This is a genomic window from Xanthomonas campestris pv. campestris str. ATCC 33913, from assembly GCF_000007145.1.
Classification (GTDB): Bacteria; Pseudomonadota; Gammaproteobacteria; order Xanthomonadales; family Xanthomonadaceae; genus Xanthomonas; species Xanthomonas campestris.
Map to the genome: position 1 here is coordinate 3,974,392 of NC_003902.1, position 21,444 is coordinate 3,995,835.

General features: G+C 65.9%; 12 protein-coding genes and 2 pseudogenes. 7 read left to right on the forward strand and 7 right to left on the reverse strand.

The features are described from left to right. Positions 1-102 precede the first annotated feature (102 nt). A pseudogene (locus XCC_RS17325) lies at positions 103-3,219 on the forward strand (GH92 family glycosyl hydrolase); the annotation flags it as partial. Between the two features lie 19 nt (positions 3,220-3,238). Here XCC_RS17325 and XCC_RS17330 read toward each other — a convergent pair. Beyond that, positions 3,239-4,606 carry an IS5-like element IS1478 family transposase gene (locus XCC_RS17330; RefSeq protein ID WP_011035783.1) on the reverse strand — a complete coding sequence of 456 codons (1,368 nt, stop codon included), beginning with the start codon at positions 4,604-4,606 and terminating at the stop codon, positions 3,239-3,241. A gap of 116 nt (positions 4,607-4,722) precedes the next feature. Here XCC_RS17330 and XCC_RS22825 point away from each other — a divergent pair. Further along, positions 4,723-4,974, forward strand: a pseudogene (locus XCC_RS22825) (alpha-1,2-mannosidase); the annotation flags it as partial. 665 nt (positions 4,975-5,639) lie between these two features. Here the strand turns inward: XCC_RS22825 and XCC_RS17340 are convergent. Further along, positions 5,640-7,949 carry an NADP-dependent malic enzyme gene (locus tag XCC_RS17340; protein ID WP_011038443.1) on the reverse strand — a complete coding sequence of 770 codons (2,310 nt, stop codon included), beginning with the start codon at positions 7,947-7,949 and terminating at the stop codon, positions 5,640-5,642. A gap of 165 nt (positions 7,950-8,114) precedes the next feature. Further along, positions 8,115-9,461, reverse strand: a complete 1,347-nt coding sequence (locus tag XCC_RS17345; RefSeq protein ID WP_011038444.1) for a dicarboxylate/amino acid:cation symporter — start codon at positions 9,459-9,461, stop codon at positions 8,115-8,117. A gap of 292 nt (positions 9,462-9,753) precedes the next feature. Here XCC_RS17345 and XCC_RS17350 point away from each other — a divergent pair, with 292 nt between their 5' ends. From XCC_RS17350 to XCC_RS17360, 3 genes are all read left to right on the forward strand, one after another. Further along, positions 9,754-10,923, forward strand: a complete 1,170-nt coding sequence (locus tag XCC_RS17350) for an OprO/OprP family phosphate-selective porin (protein WP_011038445.1) — start codon at positions 9,754-9,756, stop codon at positions 10,921-10,923. Between the two features lie 115 nt (positions 10,924-11,038). After that, complete coding sequence (locus XCC_RS17355; protein WP_011038446.1) at positions 11,039-13,684, forward strand: hybrid sensor histidine kinase/response regulator; 2,646 nt, start codon at positions 11,039-11,041, stop codon at positions 13,682-13,684. 140 nt (positions 13,685-13,824) lie between these two features. After that, positions 13,825-14,046 carry a hypothetical protein gene (locus XCC_RS17360; RefSeq protein WP_228442214.1) on the forward strand — a complete coding sequence of 74 codons (222 nt, stop codon included), beginning with the start codon at positions 13,825-13,827 and terminating at the stop codon, positions 14,044-14,046. Between the two features lie 210 nt (positions 14,047-14,256). Here XCC_RS17360 and XCC_RS17365 read toward each other — a convergent pair whose 3' ends face one another. The 4 genes from XCC_RS17365 to XCC_RS17380 form a co-directional block, all read right to left on the reverse strand. After that, positions 14,257-14,895 carry a response regulator gene (locus tag XCC_RS17365; protein WP_011038447.1) on the reverse strand — a complete coding sequence of 213 codons (639 nt, stop codon included), beginning with the start codon at positions 14,893-14,895 and terminating at the stop codon, positions 14,257-14,259. Positions 14,896-15,170: 275 nt separating this feature from the next. Continuing rightward, positions 15,171-16,220, reverse strand: coding sequence for an ABC transporter substrate-binding protein (locus XCC_RS17370; RefSeq protein ID WP_011038448.1), 1,050 nt, complete (start codon positions 16,218-16,220; stop codon positions 15,171-15,173). Further along, a complete protein-coding gene (locus tag XCC_RS17375; RefSeq protein ID WP_011038449.1) occupies positions 16,220-17,605 on the reverse strand; it encodes a sensor histidine kinase in 1,386 nt (461 codons plus the stop codon). The genes XCC_RS17370 and XCC_RS17375 overlap by 1 nt, the downstream gene beginning before the upstream one ends. Further along, positions 17,598-18,299, reverse strand: a complete 702-nt coding sequence (locus XCC_RS17380) for a response regulator transcription factor (RefSeq protein WP_011038450.1) — start codon at positions 18,297-18,299, stop codon at positions 17,598-17,600. Before XCC_RS17380 ends, XCC_RS17375 begins: the two co-directional genes overlap by 8 nt. A 266-nt stretch (positions 18,300-18,565) precedes the next feature. Here XCC_RS17380 and XCC_RS17385 point away from each other — a divergent pair, with 266 nt between their 5' ends. Together XCC_RS17385 and XCC_RS17390 are read left to right on the forward strand one after the other, a co-directional pair. Next, positions 18,566-19,759 (forward strand): OprO/OprP family phosphate-selective porin, encoded by a 1,194-nt coding sequence (locus XCC_RS17385; RefSeq protein ID WP_011038451.1) that lies wholly within the window; start codon positions 18,566-18,568, stop codon positions 19,757-19,759. A gap of 224 nt (positions 19,760-19,983) precedes the next feature. After that, entirely contained in the window at positions 19,984-21,312 is a 1,329-nt protein-coding gene (locus XCC_RS17390; protein WP_011038452.1) for a CitMHS family transporter, read from the forward strand. Positions 21,313-21,444: the final 132 nt, after the last annotated feature.

Genomic DNA, 21,444 nt, shown 5'->3' on the forward strand with positions numbered 1-21,444 from the left:
CGTTGCCTGGGGTGCACGTGCGCGCACGCCGCATGGCTGCCCATGCGTCAGCACACCCGCCCCGGCGCTCTGCTGCATCCGCCTTCCGGGAGACATCATCACGTGCGTTCCTCTGCTGTTGTGCCGCGCCCGCTGCACCTGTTGCGCCCTGTTGCGCTTGCCCTGGCGGTCGCGACCGCGCTCCCGGCTGCTGCCGCCGATGGGTTCTTCGCCTCCTTCGATACGCACGAGCGCGACCTTGTCGCTGATCGTGCCAATGCGCTGCAGGTCGCGATCGGCAGCGGCCCGGACGCGCCGTATGCCGCCAAACATCATGCCGGCTACAGCGGCGCGCACGCACTGCATTACAGCAGCCAGGGAGGCGCGGGGCGGCGGACGTTGTTTACGACCGATCACTTGATCGATGCCGACACCACGCTGTCGTGGATGGTCTTGCCCGAAAGCGTGGGTGATGACCATGTCAGCTCTACGTATGTGTCGCTGGATCTGCTGCTGGACGACGGGAGCCGGCTGTCGGCCAGCAACGCGCTGGACCAGCACGGTGTGGCGATCGGCGCAGCCGCGCACGGCGCTTCCAAGACCTTGTACCCGCAGCAGTGGGCACGCAAGGCGGTAAGGCTGAGCGATGTTGCCGGGTTGCGCGGGCGACGCATCACCGCCATCGCGCTGGAAGTGGCGCCACAGGGCGGCGCGCCGGTGAGTGGCTGGCTCGACGATATCGCCATTGCCGAAATCCCGCGCGTGGCGCCCGCACGGCCGTCGGACTGGGTGCTGACCACCCGCGGTACGCAGTCCAATGGCACGTTTTCGCGCGGCAATAATTTCCCCGCCACGGCGGTGCCGCATGGGTTCAACTTCTGGACCCCGGCAACTGACGCCGGCACGTTGGGTTGGCTGTATCGCTGGAACGAACACAACGGTGCCGACAACCGCCCGCGCCTGCAGGCGTTGTCGCTCAGTCACCAGCCCAGCCCGTGGATGGGCGACCGCCAGACCTTCCAGGTGATGCCGTCCAAACACAGCGGCGCGCCGGAAGCGGACCGCGTCAAACGCGCGCTGGCGTTTTCGCACGCCAACGAAGTGGCCAGGCCGTATCGCTACGCAGTGCAGCTGGACAACGGCATCCAGGCCGAGATCGCCCCCACCGATCACGCGGCGCTGTTCCGCTTCCGCTTTCCACCCGGAGGCGATGCCAACCTGCTGTTCGACAACGTGGATGCACGCGGTGGGCTGACCCTGGATGCGGCCACGCAAACGCTCTCGGGCTATACCGATGTGCGCAGCGGCCTGTCCACCGGCGCGACGCGCATGTACGTGTACGCCCGCTTCGATACGCCATGGAAGGCGAGCGGCCGCAGCGACACCGGCCGGCCGACGGGCTGGATCAAGTTCGCTGCAGGCAGCACGCGCGAAGTGCAGATGCGCATCGCCACGTCGCTGATCTCGCTGGAACAGGCCAAGCACAACCTGGCCCTGGAGATCGCGCCACAGGACTCGCTGGAGCGCGTGGCTGCGCGTGCGCAGGACGCATGGGATGCGCTGCTTGGGCGGGTCGAAGTGGCGGACGCCAGCGACGATCAGCGCACCACGCTGTATTCCAATCTGTACCGGCTGCATCTGTACCCGAACTCCGCGCACGAGAATGCCGGCAGCGCCAGCGCGCCGGACTGGCGCTATGCCAGCCAGAACAGCTGGTCCGACGAAGCCACCGATGGCAGCGCCGTGCGCAGCTTTGCGCCGATCCGCGACGGCCGTGTCTACGTCAACAACGGGCTGTGGGATACGTTCCGCACCGCGTGGCCTGCCTATGCGCTGTTTGCACCCGAGGCCGGCGCGCTGGTGCAAGGATTTCTGGAGCAGGCGCGTGCCGGCGGCTGGGTGGCGCGCTGGTCCTCGCCGGGTTACGCCGACCTGATGGTGGGCACCAGTTCGGATGTGGCCTTTGCCGATGCCTGGCGCAAGGGCGTGCAAGGGTTCGATCCGGCCGAGGCCTACGCCGCCGCGTTGAAGAACGCCACCGTGGTGCCGCCCGACCGGCACGTGGGGCGCAAGGGCATGGCCCGTTCCACCTTCCGCGGCTATGCCGATACCGACACGCACGAGGGCATGTCGTGGTCGATGGAAGGCGCGCTCAACGACTTCGGGATTGCGGGCATGGCCGATGCGCTCGCACAACAGACGCCGGACGCCGTAGCGCGTGAGCGCTATGCCACCGAGGCGCTGTATTTCCGCCACCGCGCCGCTGGCTACGCGGCGCTGTTCGACCCGGCAATCGGCTTCTTCCAGGGCCGTACGCCCGATGGCGGCTGGCGCCTGGATGCCGCGCACTACGATCCACGCGAATGGGGCAACGATTACACCGAATCCAGCGGCTGGACCTTTGCCTTCACCGCACCACACGATGGCGAGGGCCTGGCCGCGCTGTATGGCGGACGCGATGCGCTGGCGACCAAGCTGGATACGTTCTTTGCGACGCCGGAAACGGCACAGGCCGCGCTTTCCGGCTCGTATCGCGGCGTGATCCATGAGATGACCGAAGCGCGCGATGTGCGCATGGGCATGTACGCGCATAGCAATCAGACCGCGCACCACATCCCGTGGATGTATCTGTACGCCGGCCAGCCGTGGAAGACCCAGCAGCTGACGCGCGAGATCCTGGCACGGCTGTATCTGGGCGGCGAGATCGGCCAGGGCTATGCCGGCGACGAAGACAACGGCGAGATGTCGGCATGGTATCTGTTCGCCGCGCTCGGGATGTATCCGTTGCGCATGGGTGCGCCGGAGTATGTGATCGGCTCGCCGCTGTTCACGCATGCCAGCGTGCAGCTGCCCAATGGCCGCACGCTCACGGTCAACGCGCCGCAGAATTCGCCGCGCAACGTGTATGTGCAATCGCTCAAGGTCAACGGCAAGCCGTGGCGCAAGACCTGGTTGCCGCATGCCGACATCGCCGAGGGCGCAACGCTGGACTTCGTCATGGGCCCGCGCCCGTCACGCTGGGGCACGGATGGGGATGCGGCGCCACCGTCACTGACGCCACCGGGCCAGCACCCTGCGCCGTTGCAGGATCTGCTGGGCACGCGCGCGCGCATCACGCGGGACGATGGCGGCGCGGTGGACGCATTGCACGACGACGATGCGGCAACGATGGCCACGCTGTCGTCCACGTCTGCGGTCACGGTGAGCGGCATCGACGCCGGCACGCCGACGCTATATAGTCGCCCCTGAAAAACCCCCTTCAAGCACCAAGTGTCATCGGCGACAGCGGCACGGCGCTAAAGGATGGCCATCCCATCGCCCGCATCCAGGCACGCAAAAACGCGATCCAGCGCAGCAGCCAGCGCAGGTTGTAGCCGGCGGCGCAGCCGAGTACGTGCAGCGCATCGCCTTGTGCACCTTTCAGCCTGCAGCGACGCAACCTGCAGTCGTCTTTCAGATGTCCGATCACCGGTTCCACCGCCTGCCGTCGTTTGATCCAGCGCCATTGCCGTCGCGTCAGCGTCTTGGCCTTGCCACGATGGAGCACCTGCACGCCATCGACCTCGCGCCCGCGATAGCCCAGGTCCACGATCGCCACCGTCGGTTCTACGCTCAGATCCTGCAGCAACCCGCGTGTCTGCTCCAGCTGCTCGGCCAAGGTGTCGCCGTCGTACGGGTTGCCCGGGAAGCTACGCGCACCCACGACCAATCCCTTGCAGGCGGTGACCGCAATGCCGACCTTGACGCCGAATTCGTACGCTTGACGCGCCTTGCCCTTACCGATGCATTCCACTTCCGGGGCATGCAATGCGTACAGTTTTTGTTTGTCCTTCGGACGCTGCGTGTACAGCCGTTGCGCACGTTCCAGCCAGACCGCGATGCGCTCGCGCACGCCGGGTTCCACCTGGTCCAGCTTGCGCGCGATATCGCGCAACACCCGCCCCAAGACCGTGCGTTGACGTCGCAGCACGCGCTGCATGCGCTTGAACTGGCGTGCATGCGCATAGCGGCCCGCCTTGCGGCTCAGGGCCGGACCTTGCCGTGCGTAGCTCTGCCGCAACCCGATGCCGTAACGCTTGGCCAGCAGCACCAGTTTCTTGCGTGCCACCTCCAGCAACCGACTATCGGTCGGATAGGCAATCGCCTTTTCCTGCACCGTGGTGTCCACGATCACCCGCGACAACTCGCGTGCGTCCACCGCCTGCATGGCATGTGCAGCGTTGATGGTGTGTGCCAGCAACTCTTCCATCCCCGCTTCGTCAAGCCGCTGACGCCAGCGCGTCAGCGAGCTGGCATCGCACGGCAAGCGCGTCTGGAACACGACCTCGCCAGTGAAAAACTGCCAATACGGATTTTCCAGCCAACGCTCGCACACCGCCTCATCGGACAGGTCGTAGGCGTGTTTGAGGTAGAGCAAACCGGCGATCAGCCGCACCGGCAATGCCGGCCGACCGCCACCAGCCTGGGTGGCCGGCAAGCGCGATGAAAGTGCTTGCTCCAACGCCGTCCACGGCATCCGTTGGCTCAGCTGCGCCAGCGGATGCCGCAGATCGATCTGGTTCTCCAGGCGCGAACGAAACAACTCCTCGGCAGGCATGTGCTCGGCAGCAGGACGGCGTGTATGCATGAGTGGAAATTGCCAGAAACCAGCCTTCAGCGTAGCGAAAACTGGTAGTTCTGGCACGCCACTGCAGACATCAAGGCCTTGCGGGCGTTGGGTGATTGGGGGTTTTTCAGGGGCGACTATATACCCTCACCAGCGGCAACGCGGCGATTACCAACGGCGGGTGGACCCTGGAGGCGCGTACCGGGAGTGGTCACTGGACGGTGATTGATCAACGTCGCGATGAGATGTTCCGCTGGCCCCTGCAGACGCGGCCCTTCCGGATTGCCGCGCCGGGTGCGTACACGGACTACCGGCTGCGTGTGAGCACACTCAAGCCGGTGCAGTTGGCGGAGATCGAATTGCTGCGTGCGGCGCCGGCCTCGCCGTGAGGGTTTGACGAAGCGCGCGTGCGGGCGGCGCAGTGCGTACTGACATGCTGGCCTGATAGCGACGACCAGGCGTGCCGGGCGGGTGCCGCGTTGTCGCGTGCTTGAAATGTTGCGCTGACTGTTTGAGCTTGCGCACGTGCAGGCAGACCGCGGTCGCTCTGCAACTCGTCCGAATGCTCGCTCATTGCTTTACGTGCGTGCCCTAACCCGAACCCTTCTCTCGCCGGGAGAGGGCTTTCAGCCAAGTCGGCAGGCTTACGATAACGAGTGACTGGCCACCACTGATGCGCAGCGGATAGCGCATCAAAGGCCGTTGTTCGTGATCGCCTTACTCAAATAACAGTTGCGCCAGCTTTTCGCATCGGCAAGTGCTTCAGCGCGATAGTCCCGTAGGAGCGCGCTTGCGCGCGATAGGGCTCTACCAATAACACTCAAATTTTTTGTCGAACAGATGCTCTAACGATTTATTCCAGCCTAATTGCTCAAGCTGTTTGCTCGAATGGTCTGCGTTAGCGGCTTGCCGTAAAGACTTGCTTCCACCGCTTTGCTGCCAGCGCCTTCGCCTGTAGACGCCCTTGCATCCACAACGTTCGAACCTGCACCCGCAATTGGCGTTATCGATAACCGAGGCGTCACTCAACGCCTCGGTCACCAACGCTACAGCATCAGCCGCCGTTCTTCTCGGCGTTGTGCTTCTCGGCATCACGCTGCTTGCGGATCTGCGCATCCACCGCAGCAATCGCGGTCATGTTCATCACCCGGCGCGAAGTGGCGCTGGTGGTGAGGATGTGCACCGGCTTGGAGATGCCCATCAGGATCGGGCCGATCGCCACGCCGTCGGTGAACACGCGCACCAGGTTGTAGGCGATGTTGGCCGCTTCCAGGTTGGGCAGCACGAACAGGTTGGCGCGGCCCTTGAGCGTGCTGTTGGGCATGATCTGCTTGCGCAGCGCTTCGTCCCAGGCGGTGTCGCCCTGCATTTCGCCGTCGATGTTGAGCTCGGGCTTGCGCTTGAGCAGGGCTTCGCGCACTTCGCGCATCTTCAGGGCGTCACGCGAATCGTGGCTACCGAAGTTGGAATGCGACAGCAGCGCGATGTTGGGCTCGATGCCGAACAATTTCAGGCGGTACGCGGCCTGCAAGGTGGCTTCGACCACCTGCTCCACGGTGGGGTCTTCCTGCACGTGCGTATCCAGGAAGAAGAACATGCCCTGCTGGTTGATCACGCCGGTCATGGCCGAGGTGGAACTCACGCGCGGTTCCAGCGGAATCACGCTGCGCGCGTAGCCCAGTTTCTTGTGGAAGCGCCCCACCACGCCCGACAGCATCGCGTCGGCTTCGCCGCGCGCCACCATCACTGCGGCAATCAGGGTCGGCCGCGAGCGCATCAGTTCCTTGGCCGCGGTCACGGTCACGCCACGGCGCTCGGTGAGCGCGTAGTAGTACTGCCAGTAATCGTTGAAGCGCGGGTCGTCGTGGATGTTGGTGATCTCGAAATCTTCACCGGCACGGATGCGCAGCCCCATGCGCTGGATACGCGCCTCGATGACGTCCGGGCGGCCGATCAGGATCGGCAGCGCCAGGCCTTCGTCGATGACGTTCTGCACCGCACGCAGCACCACTTCTTCTTCGCCTTCGGCATACACCACGCGCTGCTTGTCGGCGCGCGCGCGGTCGTAGACCGGCTTCATCATCAAGCTGGTGCGGTAGACGAACTGGCTGAGCCGGTCGCGGTAGGCCGCCATGTCGGCGATCGGGCGCGTGGCCACGCCCGAATCCATCGCCGCCTGCGCCACCGCCGAGGACAGCTCCACCAGCAGGCGCGGGTCCAACGGACGCGGAATCAGGTATTCCGGGCCGAAGCTCGGGGTTTCGCCACCATAGGCCGCGCCCAGGTCGGAGGCCTCGCGCCGCGCCATCGCCGCAATCGCCTTGACGCAGGCGATTTTCATGTCTTCGTTGATGCCGGTAGCGCCCACGTCCAGCGCGCCGCGGAACAGGTAGGGGAAGCACAGCACGTTGTTGATCTGGTTCGGGTAGTCCGAACGGCCGGTGCCGATGATGCAATCCGGCCGCACCGCCTTGGCCGCTTCCGGGGTGATTTCCGGGTTGGGGTTGGCCAGCGCGAAGATCACCGGCTGGCGCGCCATGGTGGCGACCATTTCCGGCTTGAGGATGCCGGCCGCCGACAGGCCCAGGAAGATGTCGGCACCTTCGACGATTTCGGCCAGGGTGCGCTTGTCGGTGTCGCGCGCGTAGCGCTGCTTGTCCGGGTCCAGATCGGTGCGGCCGGTGTGGATCACGCCATCGCGGTCCAGCGCCAGGATGTTCTCCGACTTCAGGCCCAGCGAGACCAGCATGTTGACGCACGAGATCCCTGCCGCGCCCATGCCGGTGGTGGCCAGCTTGACGTCTTCGATCTTCTTGCCGGTGACCACCAGCGCATTGAGTACCGCCGCGCCGACGATGATGGCAGTGCCGTGCTGGTCGTCATGGAACACCGGGATGTTCATGCGCTCGCGCAGCTTGCGCTCGACGATGAAGCACTCCGGCGCCTTGATGTCTTCCAGGTTGATGCCGCCGAAGGTCGGCTCCAGGCTGGCGATGATGTCCACCAGCTTGTCCGGATCGTTCTCGTTGATCTCGATGTCGAACACGTCGATGCCGGCGAACTTCTGGAACAGCACGCCCTTGCCTTCCATCACCGGCTTGGAGGCCAGCGGACCGATGTTGCCCAGGCCCAGCACCGCGGTGCCGTTGGTGATCACCGCCACCAGATTGCCGCGCGCGGTGAGCTCGCTGGCCTGGGTGGCGTCCTCGACGATGGCCTCGCAGGCGAAGGCCACGCCAGGCGAATACGCCAGCGACAGATCGCGCTGGGTCAGCATCGGCTTGGTCGCAGTGACCTTGATCTTGCCGGCCGGCTGCTGGCGGTGATAGTCGAGGGCGGCCTGTTTGAAGTCGTCGTTAGACATCGGCTGTGTAGGTCTCAAGGGCGCAGAAGAGCTGAATTCTACCCTCCTGCCTGAACAAGGGCCTGTCGCGCAGCTGTCAGCGCGGCAGGAAGATCGGTTGCTGCAACGCGAAAACGGCCCTGCATCCCGCCGGGATATCAGCGGAATACAGGGCCGTAGGAAGCATCAGCGTGCGCTGACCGGCGCGACTGCGTCCGGCGGCGGCACCGGTGCCTGCAGCGGCGGCGCACGGCCGTCCAAGGCCAGGCTCAACTGGTCACGGTCCAGCGCATTTTCCCAACGCGACACCACCACCGTGGCCACCGCATTGCCGATGAAGTTGGTCAGCGAGCGGCACTCGCTCATGAAGCGGTCCACGCCCAGGATCAGCGCCATGCCCGCCACCGGCACATCCGGCACCACCGACAGCGTGGCCGCAAGCGTAATGAAGCCGGCGCCGGTCACGCCGGCCGCGCCCTTGGAGCTGAGCATCGCCACCGCCAGCAAGGTGATCTGCTGGCCGAGGGTGAGGTCGACATTGGTGGCCTGGGCGATGAACAGCGCCGCCAGGGTCATGTAGATGTTGGTGCCGTCCAGGTTGAACGAGTAGCCGGTCGGCACGACCAGGCCCACCACCGACTTCTCGCAGCCGGCCTTTTCCATCTTCTCCATCAGCGACGGCAATGCCGATTCCGACGAGGAGGTGCCCAGCACCAGCAGCAGCTCGGCCTTGAGGTAGCGGATCAGCTTGAGCACCGAAAAGCCGCACAACCGGCACACGATGCCCAGGATCACCAGCACGAAGAACAGCGAGGTCAGGTAAAACGAGCCCACCAGCCAGGCCAGGTTGACCAGCGATTCCACGCCGTACTTGCCGATGGTGAAAGCGATTGCACCGAATGCACCGATCGGCGCGGCCTTCATCAGCATGTGCACCAGGCGGAACACCGGGGCGGTGAGCGCTTCCAGGAAGCTCAGCACCGGGCGGCCACGCTCGCCCACCAGGGCCAGCGCGATGCCGAACAGCACCGCCACGAACAGCACCTGCAGGATGTTGCCATCGACGAATGCGCTGATCAGCGTGGCCGGGATGATGTCCATCAAAAAGCCGACCAGGCTCAGCTCGTGCGATTTCTGCACGTAGGTGTTGACCGCGCTCTGGTCCAGCTCGGCCGGGTTGATGTTCATGCCGGCGCCCGGCTGCACCACGTGCGCCACCACCATGCCGACGATCAACGCCAGCGTGGAGAAGAACAGGAAATAGGTCATCGACTTGGCGAAGACCCGGCCCACCGTCTTGAGGTGGGTCATGCCGGCGATGCCGGTGACGATGGTCAGGAAGATCACCGGCGCGATGATCATCTTCACCAGCTTGATGAAGGCATCGCCGAGTGGCTTGAGGCTTTCGGCGAAGGCCGGCTCGAAATGGCCCAGCAGGGCGCCAAGAACGATCGCCACCACCACCTGGAAATACAACTGGCGGTAGAAGGGGACAGGCGCCGGCAGGGGGCCGGCAGGCTTGCTGATGTGCATGACACCACTCCGAGGGAACTTGGAGGGCGCCTGAGCCAGGCACCCGGTGCAGGCATTCTGGCCGCACGTCACAGCCCGGGCCGATAACCCATTGGTACTACGCGCTGGGCGTTGCGTGAACCTGGTCTTACACTTCAGCCACGCGCCCCTCGGCCGTTAATTCCGTTTAACGCAGACACCGACTTTCTGTGCTGTTGGCCGTCCCGGACCCTGCGCGGTTCATGAAGCTGTTCATTGCGCTCGCCATGGCAGGACGCCCGGCCCCTACTTTTCCTCGCCGAAGATCATTCCTATGCGCCTCAATCCGCTCGTTCTTGCGCTGGCCATCGCCGCCGCGCCCGCCGCCCATGCCGCCACCTCGATCGAGAACTGGCCCACCAAGTACACCTTCGGTGACGGCACTGAAGTCGGCCTGACCGGCAACTACGCCTACGACGACAACAATTTCTCCGGCGACGACCGCCTGGAAGACCGCACCGATTTCCGCCGCAAGGAATTCGGCGCCACCTTGAAGAAGAAGGGCGTCTACGACGCCATGGTGTATTTCGACTTCGAAGCCAAGCTGTGGCTTGACGTGTTCTTCCGCTTCGAAACCAAGGCGCTGCTGGGCCAGGACTACGGCCGGGTACGCCTGGGCTACATGAAGGTGCCGGTGGGCCTGGAAGCGGTGCAGAGTTCGCGTGCGGGCAGCTTCATGGAACTGGGCCTGCCGGTGCAGGCGGTGTTCCAGGGTCGCCGGACCGGCGTGGAATGGACCCTGGAACGCCCGCAGTACCTGCTGCAGGCCGGCGCATACGGCGGCCAGGACCTGCAGGGGGACAACCCCGGCACCACCCAGGCTGTGCATGCGGCCTGGACCCCGTTCAAGGCCGAAGGCAACGTGCTGCACCTGGGCATCGCCGGCTCGGTGGAAAACCCGCGCGGCTTCAGCGACGGCCGTGGCGTGTCGTTCAGCCCGCGCGTGCGGCTGCGCGCCCGCCCGGAAGCCGGGTTGACCGATGTGCGCCTGATCGACACCGGCACCATCCTCGATGTGGATCACGTGATCCGCACCGGCGTGGAAGCGGTGTGGATCCACGGCCCGTTCTCGCTGCAGAGCGAAGCGCTGCGTGCCGAAGTGGCGCGTAATGCCGGCCAGCCGCACTTCATCGCCCAGGGCCAGTACGTGTATGGCACCTGGTCGCTGACCGGCGAGTCGCGTAGCTATGCCGGCGGCGTGCCAGGCAACATCAAGCCCGCCCACGATTACGGCGCGGTCGAACTGACTGCACGCTACAGCCGCCTGAATCTGGAAGACAACAACGTCCACGGCGGCCGTCAGCACGACACCACCATCGGTGCCAACTGGTACCTCACCAGCCACTTCAAGATGCAGGCCAACTACAGCTGGGTGGATTCCTCGCGCAACGGCGTGCATGAAACCCCGCACGTGATGGAACTGCGCGCGCAGGTGATGTTCTAAGCGCCCACGGCTAACGCCTCATCCCGCATCACCCTGCGGCCGCCTCCTTCGGGACGCGGCCGCAGTCGTGTGTGCGGTGGCTGCGCCCAGCGCCCGCCGCCGCCATACTTGCGCGATGTATCCCTCGCAACGCCGCCGCCTGCTGTTCACCTTGTCGATTGTGCTGGGCGGGATGCTGGTGGCCATGTTCGCGGCCGGTTACTTTGTCGAACAGAACGCACTGCGCGAGGAAAGCGCCTCCGTGCAACGCCAGCTGCGCCTGTATGCGCAGGCGCTGCAGCAACGCATCGACCGTTACCGCACCCTGCCGCAGATCCTGACGCTGGACCCGGACCTGCGCGCGGCCGTCGACGCGCCGTTGTCGGCCGACCAGGTCGAACGCCTCAACCGCAAACTCGAACGCGCCAACAACGTCACCCAGTCTTCCACGCTGACCCTGATCAACCGCGACGGCATCGCGCTGGCCGCCAGCAACTGGCGCGGCGCGCGCAGCAATGTGGGCGTGGATTATGCGTTCCGCCCGTACTACCAACAGGCCTTGGCCAGTGGCAGCGGCAGCTTCTACGGCATCGGCCTGACCACCGGCGAGCCGGGCTACTTCCTGTCCCAGGCCATCCGCGACCCTGCCGGGCAGGTGCAGGGCGTGGTGGTGATCAAGATCGCGCTGGCGGCACTGGAGCGCGAATGGCTGCAGACCCCGGACATCGTGCTGGCCTCCGACGCGCACGATGTGGTGTTCCTGGCCAGCCGCCCGCAGTGGCGCTATCGCATGCTCGCCCCGCTCAGCGAACGTGACCGGCGCGAACTGCAGGCCACCCGCCAGTACGCCAGCCAACGCCTGCTGCCGCTGCAGCGCCGCGTGATCGAACCCACCGGCAGTGGCGGTGTGCTGGCGGAGATGCAGATGCCGCCCCTGAGTGGCCAGGTGCTGTGGCAGACCCTGCAGGTGCCCGAGAGCGGCTGGCGCCTGCACCTGCTGCACGACACCCGCGCCAGTGCGGCCGCCGGCCGCGCGGCGGCCATCGCGGCGGCCGGTGCGTGGCTGGCGCTGGCGCTGCTGTGGTTGTTCGTGCAGCAGCGTAGCCGGCTGTCGGCCTTGCGCCAGCGCAGCCGGCATGAACTGGAAACGCTGCTGCAGCAACACGCCGAAGAACTGCGCACCGCCCAGGATGGCGTGGTGGCAGCGGCGCAACAGGCCAACACTGGCCTGAGCCGCAGCCTGGAACATCTGCCGCAAGGCGTTGTGGTCATCGACGCGGCGCTGAACCTGGTGGCGTGGAATTCGCGCTACGTGGAGCTGTTCCGCTTTCCCGCCGAGCTGCTGCAGGTCGGCCGGCCGATCGAAGACCTGTTCCGCTTCAACGCGCGCCGCGGCCTGCTCGGGCCCGGCCCGATCGAGGCCGCCATCGAACGCCGCCTCAACCATCTGCGCAGCGGCAAACCGCACATGCGCGAGAGCGAGAAGGAAGACGGCACGGTGCTGGAAATCCGCGGCAACCCGCTGCCCGATGGCGGTTTTGTCACCAGCTACGCCGACATCACCACCTACAAGAACGCCGCGCGCGAACTGCGCTCGCTGGCCGATGCGCTGGAACACCGCGTAGCCGAGCGCACGCGCGATCTGGCCGCAGCCAAGCGCGAGGCCGAAAGCGCCAACCGCTACAAGACCCGCTTCGTCGCATCGGCAGTGCACGACCTGCTGCAGCCGCTCAATGCCGCGCGCATGTTCGTCTCGGTGTTGCGTGGGCAGGTGCACGCCACCGGCAGTGCGCAACTGGTGGACAACATCGACGGCGCACTGGCGGCGCAGGACGCCATCCTCAACAGCCTGCTCGACATCTCGCGCCTGGAAGCCGGCAGCCTGAAAACCCAGGTCCGCGATTTTGCGATCGGCCCGCTGCTGGACACCCTGGCGCGCGAGTTCGGCATCCTGGCCGAAGACCGCGGCCTGGCGCTCGACTGGGTGCCCACCTCGGCGGTGGTGTTGAGCGACGAAACCCTGTTGCGCCGCATCCTGCAGAACTTCCTGTCCAATGCGATCCGCTACACCCCGCGCGGCCGCGTGCTGCTCGGGTGCCGCCGGCGTGGCGGCTGGCTGCGCATCGAAGTGCATGACCAGGGCCCGGGCATTCCCGAAGCGCTACAGCACGAAATCTTCGAAGAATTCCGCCGCCTCGACGACGGCGTGGCCAACGACCGTGGCGCAGGCCTGGGCCTGGCGATTGTCGAGCGCATCGGCCGCCTGCTCGGGCATCGCATCGGCCTGCGCTCCACGCTGGGCGGCGGCAGCGTGTTTTCGGTCAGCGTGCCGCTGGGCGAACGTGCGGCCATCGTGCAGCCATTGCCCACGCCGCAGCTGCAGCACGAACACGGCAACGACCCCATCCTGCACGGCTGTCGGGTGTGGTGCGTGGACGATGATCCGCGCGTGTGCGAGGCCACGCGTGCACTGCTGGAGCGCTGGGAATGCCGGGTCGATTTTGCCGGCGGCCCCGACGACGCGCTGGCCGCGGCCAGCCCCGACGATGCACCGGAACTGCTGCTGCTGGACGTACGCATGGGCAACCATTACGGCCCGATGCTGCTGCCGCAACTGGTGGCGCAATGGCAGCGCGAACCGCGCGTCATCCTGGTCACCGCCGAACCCAGCCCCGCCCTGCGCGAGCATGCGCTGGAAGCGGGCTGGGGCTTCCTGTCCAAACCGGTCCGGCCGCCGGCGCTGCGCGCGTTGGTCACGCAGATGTTGTTGCGGCGCGGGTAAGTCTGTGCGGCAACGCACAGGCGCAGGCACCGCTGCCTGGCGGGGTCGGATCGTGCACCACCACTTCGCGTTTCAACGTCAGGCACTGGCCGTTAGCCTGAATCATCGTGCTTCCGCACCTGCAAGGTGGACGCCCGATGATGAAGACGACGCTGTTTCTTTTGACGTCCTTGTTGATTGTCAGCTGCGCAGGCGGATTCACGGCGCACGCGCAGGACGCTCCGGCCGCTGCGCAGCCCGGGTCATCAGCACGCGTGCAGATGGATCCCTACACGACAGGCAAACTGATCACCGTGCTGGATCAGGTCGCACGCCACCGCCATCTCAGCACCGGCCACATGATCGATGTGGTGTCCGCGTAATTTTTGGCAACGCCGTATTGTCTACAGGGCGAATCAGTGATGCGCGCTTTGCGCCGGCAGAGGATGTGGCATCCGCAGGCTGCATGAGCTTGGCTGCCGCGTAATAGCCGGTTGCAGCGGTGGATGCGCCACTTTGCGACTAGCTAGCTACGCAGCCGCTTAGGCCTTGTATCCGGAGCGCCCACGTGCCCTGCAACACGCGCAGTGCGCTCATCCCTCGCCTTCCGGCTCCAACGCCTTGACCAGCACCGCAGCCTGGGTGCGGCTATAGCAGTCCAGCTTTTTCAGGATGGCGGTGACATGCACCTTGACGGTGTTCTCGGCCAGGCCCAGTTCGTGCGCAATCTGCTTGTTCAACAGGCCATCGGCCAGGCACAGCAACACGCGAAATTGCTGCGGCGTGAGCTGGGCGAGCTTGGCCGCCAATTGCGCATCGGCTTCCGAGCGCTCGGCGGTCATAGGCGGGAACCAGGTGCCACCATCGAGCACGCTGGCCACCGCAGTGCCAATCGATTCGGCCGGGGTGGACTTGGGAATGAAGCCGGCCGCGCCGAACTGCTGCGCGCGCCGGATCACGCGTGGGTGGTCGTTGGATGAAATCACCACCACCGGAATGTCCGGATGCTCGCCACGCACGTGCAACAGCGCCGAGAAGCCGCGTGCGCCCGGCATGGCCAGGTCCAGCAGCACCAGCTCGGCCTGCGGATGCGAGCGCAGCATCGCGCTCAAGGTGGTGGCGCTGGAGGCCTCCACCACTTCGGCAGTGGGCAGGGTCTGGTGCAGCACGTGGATCACGGCAGCACGGAACAACGGGTGGTCGTCGGCGACGAGGATGGTGAGATCGGCCATGCGCCAAGTCTGGCACATGGCTGCGTCGCTTTCCCGCTGCGCTGCGCGGTAGGTGGGTGGTGCGTGGAGCTGGACGGCCCGGGCATGCGGCAGGCGCGCTGCCGATGCGCTCGATGCACTGAACTCCGCGCACGCCTCGGATGGCAGACACGCAGACAATGCATCCATCGAACGCCTGCATGGCGTGCATGCGCTGCTCAATTTCGCCGCGATCAAGCGGCCCATTCAATGCGTGTTTTCACCATGAAACACGGGTCGGCCCACTCCGCGACCGCTCAGCGCGGCGGCTGGGTGCTGGCGCGCCAGGCTTCAAGGAACTGCCGGCGCTTGAGTTTGTCCAGATAGACCAGCAGGCCGGGACCAAGTGGAATCGGGCGGAACGGCGGCTGCGCCGAGCCACCGCGACCACCGGCCGACGGCAGGATCGGCATCAGTCGCGCCTCGCGCGAGAGCACCTGCTGGCCGCGCGGCGACAGCAGGTAATCCAGGAACCGGCGCGCCTCGGGCGCGTGCGGCGCGGTCTTGGGAATCACCGCGGTGCGCAGCGCCACCAAGGTGTAGTCCTGCGGCTGCACGATGCCCAGCGGCGCGCCGGCATCGATGCGCGCCTGTGCGTAGGAGCCGAGCACGTTATAGGCCAGCAACAACTCGCCGCGGCTGACACGGTCCAGCAAGGTGCCGGTACGTTCTTCCAGACGCACCTGGTTTGCCCCCAGCGCGGCCAGCAACGCGCCGGCAATGCTGCCCACCTGCCCGTCCTGGGTGGCGAACAGATAGCCCACGCCGCTGCGCTCGGCATCGTAGGTACCCACCTTGCCGCGCAACGGCGCATCGGGTGCACGCAATAACGCGAGCAGCTGCCGGCGCGTACGCGGCACCCGCGCGGCGGCGAGCTTGCGCGTGTTGTAGACGATGGCCACCGGCTCGTAGCTGATGCCGAAGACTTCGTGCCGCCATTGCGCCCAGGCCGGCAGCGCTTCGGTCTGCGCCGAGCGATGCGTCAGCGCGTGGCCATCGTTCACCAGCTTGGTCTGCAGATCCATGCTGGCGCTGATCAGCAGATCCGCCTGCGGCGCATTGGCCGCCGGATGCAGATACTGCTCGTAGATGTCCCAGGCGATCACGTCTTCGTAGATCACCTCGGTGCCGGGATGCAGGCGCTGGTAGTCCTGGATCACCGCGCCAAACACTTCCAGATCGGTCGAGCCCTGCACGCGCAGCTGCGCCTGCACCGCGCCCTGGGCCGGAAATCGCCGCACATCGCCGGGCGCTGCCCAGGCCAGGCCGCACAGCAGCAGCAACACCACACCACACACCACGCGCATCACGCCATGCCTCCGGGAAAATGCAATGACGCAATCAGCCCGCCGCCGATGCGATTGGACAGATCGATGCGGCCACCGTGCGCCTCGACCACGCGCTTGACGATCGCCAGGCCCAGGCCCGCCCCACCGGCCGGCGCATCCGGGCCGCGCACAAAACGCTCGAACACCCGCTCGGCCTCGGCCGGGGGAATGCCCGGGCCGTGATCGGCGATGGTCAGCACATGCTGGTGGCCGTCGCTGGTCAGCGCAACCTGCAATGGCGCGCCCGCGCCGTATTTGCAGGCGTTGTCGATGAGATTCTTCAAGGCCTCGCGCAGCAGCAAGGCATCGCCGCGCAACAGCGCCGGCTGCGGGTCGATCGCCAGATGCACGCGCGGTGCCTCCTCGCCACGTGGCAGCGCGTCATGCAGCGCCTGGTGCAGCAGTTCCACCAGGTCGACCGTGGCAAACCGCTGCAGATTGGCGCGATGGATCACGCTGGCATCGCTGAGCAACTGGTTGAGCAGGCGGCTCATATGGCTGGCGTTGCGCTCGATCGCCACCAGGCTGCGCTGCATGTCGCGCGGGTCATCGTCGTCCATCGCCAGCTGTGCCTGCGCACGCAACGCGGCCAGCGGCGTGCGCATCTGGTGTGCGGCCTCGGCCATGAACGCGCGCAGGGTTTCGTTGCTGGACGACAACCGCGCCATGAAGCGGTTGAGCGCGGCGACCATCAACTGCATTTCCTGCGGTGCGGGCACGGTGAGCGGTTTCAGATCGGAGGGCTCGCGTCGCGAAAGATCGCGCTCGATGCGTTGCAGCGGGCGCAAGGCGCGATACACGCCAATCCACACCAGCGCCAGCGCCAGCAGCGACAGCACTGCAATCGCCACCAATGCGTTGAGCACCACATCGCGCGCCACCGCGTCGCGCGCGCGGCGGGTCTGTCCCACCTGCACGCGCACCTCGCCCTGCCCGGAGTCCGAGGCCACCCGGTGCATCACCACCGCAAAGCGCACCGGCTCGCCGCTGTAGGTGGCGTCGAACAACAACGGCCGCTCGCCATCGGGCGCGCGCGGCGGCAGCGGCAAGGTGTCTTCGCCGGTGATGGTGCGGCCCTGCGCATCGAATACGCGGTAGAACACGCGGTCTTCCGGCGCCATGCCCAGCAGGTCGAGCGAGGCATACGGCAGATCCACCTGCCAATCGCCGCCCACCAACGCCACGCTGTCGATGATCGACAACGCCGACGACACCAGCAGGTGGTCGTAGGAGCGATTGGCCGCACGCTCGCCGTAATCGCGCGCGGCAAAGAACAGCACCACCGCGCCCAGCAGCGACAGGCTGCTCAGATACAGCAGCAGCGTGCGCCGGATCGACGGCGCCACCGCGTGGGCTTCAGCCATCGCTGCCGGCCTCGGTGACGGCCTGCGGGTCGGCTTCTTCCAGCTTGTAGCCGGCGCCACGCACGGTGACGATGCGCAGCGGCGCATCGATCAACTTGCGGCGCAGCCGGCCCACATACAGCTCGATCGCATTGGGGCCGGCATCGTCATCGAAACCGAACAACCCGTTGCCGATCTCGTCCTTGCCCACCACCTGGCCCAGCCGTCCGATCAGGATTTCCAGCAGACGGTACTCACGATTGGGCAACTCGATCGCCACCCCGTCCAGGCTCACGGTGTGCGCAGCGTTGTCGAACACGAACGCGCCGAGCTGCACTACCTCACTGGCCTGGCCGCGATTGCGCCGCAGCAGCACCCGGCAGCGCGCTTCGAACTCACGAAAGTCGAACGGCTTGCCCAGGTAATCGTCGGCCCCCACATCCAGCGCCTGCACGCGGTCTTCGATGCCATCACGCGCGGTCAGCATCAGCACCGGCGTGGTGTCGCCGCGCTCGCGCATCCCGGCCAGCACGCGCAATCCATCCAGCTTGGGCAGACCGATATCCAGCACCACCAGATCAAAGCTCTGGTAGCGCAACACGCTGGCCGCAGCCAACCCGTCCTGCTGCCAATCCACTGCGTGCCCGCTACGGCGCATGCGCCGCACGATGGCATCGGCAAGGTCGGCGTTGTCTTCGACGAGCAACAGGCGCATTAGGGCAGGGAATCGTGAATAGGGAATGGGGAATCGCAACAGCACGTCACCGCGGCCGGAAGGTAACAGGCCTCGCCAACAAAAGCTCTCCCATCCAAACCATGTGCTGCAGTCCGTCGCTGTTGCGATTCCCCAATCCCGACTCCCCAATCCCGTCTCGCGACAGGTCCATGACAGCTTCGCGGGACTAGGCTGCAGCCAGCTCGCCGTGACGCGGTTGCGGCCGATTGACTGCCTGTGCTGCACACATGTACCTGGGAGGGTCTGTGATCAACGACACCTTGCGCTTGCGCGCCATTACCGCCTGTGCGGCCATCTGTCTGGCGCCGGCGGCACACGCGGCCGATGACGAAGGCCCGGTGACCGCCGAAGTGGGCGGGCGCGTGCATTGGGACTTCACCGTCTTCGACAACGATGAACGCGGCACACCCGAGCGTAACGACACCCAATTCCGCCGTGTCTGGCTGGACGTGGCCGGCAAGTTCTACGGGTTCAACTACAAGGCCGAGGCGGAGTTCGCCGGCCTGCAGTACGAACCCGGCAGCCGCGGCATCCTGGCACGCGATGTCTACATTGCCAAGAAGTTCTCCGCCGGCACGCTGACCGTGGGCCAGTTCAAGCAGTACTTCTCGCTGGACGACCGGACCGGCTCCAACTATGGCCCGTTCCTGGAACGCGGCTACGCCTCGACCACGCTGGCACCGATCTACCGCAAGGCGATTTCCTGGCAGACCAGCCGCCCGGATGCCACCTGGTCCACGGCCGCCTACAGCCTGGAAAGCATCGACAATTCGGCCACCAAGGGCGGTGCGCTGGGCACGCGTCTGACCTTCGCACCGGAAATGGGCGACGCGCGGCTACGCCATCTGGGCGTGTCGCTGGCGCATGAGCGCTATTCGCATCCCGGCAGTGGCGGCGCCTCACCGCTGCTGATCCGCCCGCGCCCGGAGAACGATCTCGCCAACAACAGCCGCATCACGCTGGCACGCTTCGCCGATGGCCGCGACACCGACTTCGACAAATGGTCGTTGGAATATGCCGAAGTAGTCGGCCCGTGGTCGTGGCAGACCGAGTTCAGCGGCGGCCTGCTCGACGATGGCGCGCAGCATGCCAAGGTGCTGGCCAGCTATGGCCTGGTCAGCTGGTTCGTGACCGGCGAGTCGCGCGGCTACGACCGCAAGACCGGCCGCTTCAGCCGCATCAAGACGCCCAACCGCCCGTCCGGCGCATTCGAGCTGGCACTGCGTTACGACTACATGCGCGGCGACCAGCATCTGGATGGCCAGCCCGATTTCATCAACGCCAGCACGCAGTCCTGGACGCTGGGCGGCAACTGGTATTTCAAGCCGAACCTGCGCGTGATGCTCAACGTCATCGACAGCCGCAACCGCGACCGCACGATGAATGCAGTGGTCGATCATACGTTGGCCGTCACCGGCCGCTTCCAGTACGACTTCTAAGTGGCCTGCATCTTCGCCCTGCGTCATCCCGCGTCTGTGCCCCGCCACTGCAGCGGCGCGCTGCCGTCCGCCAATGCGGTGGCCTGTACCTTGCTGCATGACAGCCACACCGCCGTTACGTTAGCCGCCACCAGCGCTGGCGTGCACCACCCTCGCTGCTGCGCGCCCGGCGCGGTGGCGCGCTCCACTTATCCCCTGCTGCACGCCTCAAAGGATTTGCCCGCATGCTGACCGCGCTCGGTTTCGGAATGGTGATCACCTTCATGTACCTGATCATGAGCAAGCGGCTGTCGCCGCTGGTGGCTCTGATCACGGTGCCGATCGTGTTCGCATTACTCGGCGGCTTCGGCACCGGCATCAACGAGATGATGCTCGACGGCATCAAGAAGATCGCGCCCACCGGCGTGATGCTGATGTTCGCCATCCTCTATTTCGGGGTGATGATCGACGCCGGTCTGTTCGACCCGCTGGTCGGCCGCATCCTGCGCCTGGTCAAGGGCGACCCGCTGAAGATCGTCATGGGCACGGCGATCCTGGCGATGCTGATCTCGCTCGATGGCGACGGCTCCACCACCTACATGATCACCGTCTCGGCGATGCTGCCGCTGTACCAGCGGCTGGGCATGAACGCGCTCAACCTCACCTGCGTGACCATCCTGGCCAGCGGCGTGATGAATCTCACCCCGTGGGGCGGCCCCACCGCGCGTGCCGCCACCGCATTGCATGTGGATCCGGCCGATGTGTTCGTGCCGCTGGTACCGGCCATGGCGATGGCGATCGCCGGCATCATCGCGCTGGCCTGGCTGCTCGGCATGCGCGAGCGTCGCCGCCTGGGCGTGGTGCGCCTGCCGGCCGATGGCAACTGGCTGGAAACCAGCCTGCCCGACGACAACGACGCCCTGCCGCGCGTGGAAGACACCGAAGACATGAAGCGGCCCAAGCTGCTGTGGGTGAACCTGGTGCTCACCCTGGCGCTGATGGCCGCGCTGGTGGTGGGCATCCTGCCGATGCCGGTGTTGTTCATGATCGGCTTCGCGCTGGCGCTGATGATCAACTACCCCAACCTGGCCGAGCAGCGCCGCCGCCTGGTCAACCACGCCGGCAATGTGTTGTCGGTAGTGTCGCTGATCTTCGCTGCCGGCATCTTCACCGGCATCCTGTCCAACACCGGCATGGTCGAAGCGATGTCGCGCAGCTTCCTGGCGGTCATTCCCGACAGCTGGGGTCCGTACCTGGCGGTGATCACCGCCATCGTCAGCATGCCGTTTACGTTCTTCATGTCCAACGACGCGTTCTACTTCGGCGTGCTGCCAATCCTGTCCGAAGCCGCCGGCCATTACGGCATCACGCCCGTGGAAATGGCGCGCGCCTCGCTGGCCGGCCAGCCCGTGCATCTACTCAGCCCCCTGGTGCCCTCGACCTATCTGCTGGTCGGCCTGGCCAAGGTCGATTTCGCCGACCACCAGCGCTTCACCCTGAAATGGGCGGTGCTGATTTCGATGCTGATGCTGGCGGGCGGGCTGCTGTTTGGCTTGTTTCCGTTGGCGCGCTGATCGCGCGCCGGGAATGGGGAATCGGGAATGGGGAATCGCAAAAGCGGCGCTGCGCTGCCGTTTCGATTCCTGACTTCCACATAAAAAATAGAAACCGCGGCCCCTGCTCCACCGATTCCCCACTCCCGATTC